Source organism: Streptomyces sp. (assembly GCF_050698815.1).
Lineage (GTDB): Bacteria > Actinomycetota > Actinomycetes > Streptomycetales > Streptomycetaceae > Streptomyces.
Genome location: NZ_JBOHCV010000497.1, coordinates 1 through 1,765, shown reverse-complemented (window position 1 = coordinate 1,765; position 1,765 = coordinate 1). Strand labels below are relative to the sequence as shown.

Below are 1,765 nucleotides of genomic sequence, written 5' to 3'. Positions count from 1 at the left end.
TCGCCGGTGCCGCGGGCGTCGGGGACGATCAGGCGCCGGTACGCGCTCAGTCCGCCGAGGTCGCCGAGGTAGGCGGCGTCGCGCGCCGGTCCGCCGGCGAGACAGACCAGGGGCGGCCGGTCGCCGCTGGGCGGGTCGTCGCCGAGGACGCGGTAGCCGAGCCGGGTTCCGTCGTACGAAGTGAAGTGGGGCATACCTCTCAGCGTGCCCCAAGGACGGGGGCTCAGCGGGAACCGTCGCCGTCGGCTTAGGTCCAAAGGCCGAGGCGGTGGCCACCTCTGGACAGGGGTCATGGTGCGGCATGACCCTTACATTGGTTGATATGACCGCAGATCTGGACGGAGACAGGGGCAGGAACGCGAACGGGGACGGGGACGGAGACAGGGGCGGGATCGGGGGCGTCGCGAAGGGGGCGCTGGGGGTGCTGGCGGAGGCGCCGGAGGCGCTCCCGCCGGACGCGCCGGCACCGAACGCCCGCCCGGACACCGTCCTGAGCCGTGGCTACCGCGCGCTGACCCTGGGCATCGTCTCCGTCGTCTTCCTCATCGCCTTCGAGGCGACCGCCGTCGGCACGGCGATGCCCGTCGCGGCCGACGAGCTCAACGGCCTGTCCGCGTACGCCTTCGCCTTCTCCGCCCTCTTCACCACCGCTCTCCTCGGCTTGGTCGTCTCGGGCCAGTGGAGCGACCGGCGCGGACCACTCGGGCCGCTGGCCGCCGGAATCGGCGCGTTCGGCGCGGGGCTGGTGCTGTCCGGTACGGCCGCCTCCATGTGGATCTTCGTGCTGGGCCGTGCGGTGCAGGGCATCGGCGGCGGGCTGGTCATCGTCGCGCTGTATGTGACGGCCGGCCGCGCCTACCCGGAGCGGCTGCGGCCCACGGTGATGGCGGCGTTCGCCGCGGCGTGGGTGGTGCCCGCGGTCGTCGGGCCGCTGGCCGCCGGGTCGGTCACCCAACACCTGGGCTGGCGCTGGGTGTTCCTGGGGATCCCGTTGCTGGTCGTGGTGCCGCTGGCGGTGATGCTGCCGGCGCTGCGGCGGGCCGTCGCCGGGCCGCCGCCGGTGGGGGAGGGCGGGCCGGCGACCGTGGACCGGCACCGGCTGAAGTTCGCGCTGGTGCTCGCCGTGGGGGCGGGGCTGTTGCAGTACGCGGGGCAGCGGCTGGGCCTGCTCGCCGTCCTGCCGGCGGTCGCGGGCGCCGCGCTGCTCGTACCGGCGGCGCTGCGGCTCCTGCCACGCGGCACGTACCTTGCCGCGCGCGGGCTGCCCGCCGTGGTGCTGCTGCGGGGGCTGTCGGCGGGCGGGTTCGTGGTGGCGGAGAGCTTCCTGCCGCTGATGCTGGTCACCCAGCGCGGGCTGTCGGTCACCACGGCCGGACTGGCGATGGCGGCGGGCGGCGGTACGTGGGCGCTGGGCTCCTTCACCCAGTCACGGCCGCGCTTCGAGGCGCACCGGGAACGGCTGGCGCAGGGCGGCATGGTGCTGGTGACGGTCGGGATCGCGTACACGCCGCTGGTGCTGCTGCCTGCCGTGCCGGTGTGGACGCTGGCCGTCATGATGGCTGTGGCCTGCTACGGCATGGGCCTGGTGATCTCCGCCACCAGCGTGCTGCTGCTCCAGCTTTCCGCGCCGACGGAGGCGGGCAGGAACTCCGCGGCGCTGCAGATCTCCGACAGCCTTTCCAACGTGGTGCTGCTGGCCGCGACGGGGGCGGCGTTCGCCGCCTTCGGCGGTGGATCGGTGAGCGTGGCCGGGGCGGGAGGGCAC

The 1,765-nt window shown here is 74.5% G+C and carries 2 protein-coding genes; one reads left to right on the top strand and one right to left on the bottom strand.

Annotation, left to right across the window (positions count from 1 at the left end; all coding sequences use genetic code 11):
- The coding region (locus tag ACRDP3_RS17920; RefSeq protein ID WP_431517972.1) for an alpha/beta fold hydrolase at nucleotides 1-194 on the bottom strand (194 nt) is incomplete at its 3' end.
- Between the two features lie 128 nt (nucleotides 195-322).
- On the opposite strand from ACRDP3_RS17920, the gene ACRDP3_RS17915 reads away from it, so the two are divergent.
- The coding region (locus ACRDP3_RS17915; protein ID WP_431517971.1) for an MFS transporter at nucleotides 323-1,765 on the top strand (1,443 nt) is incomplete at its 3' end.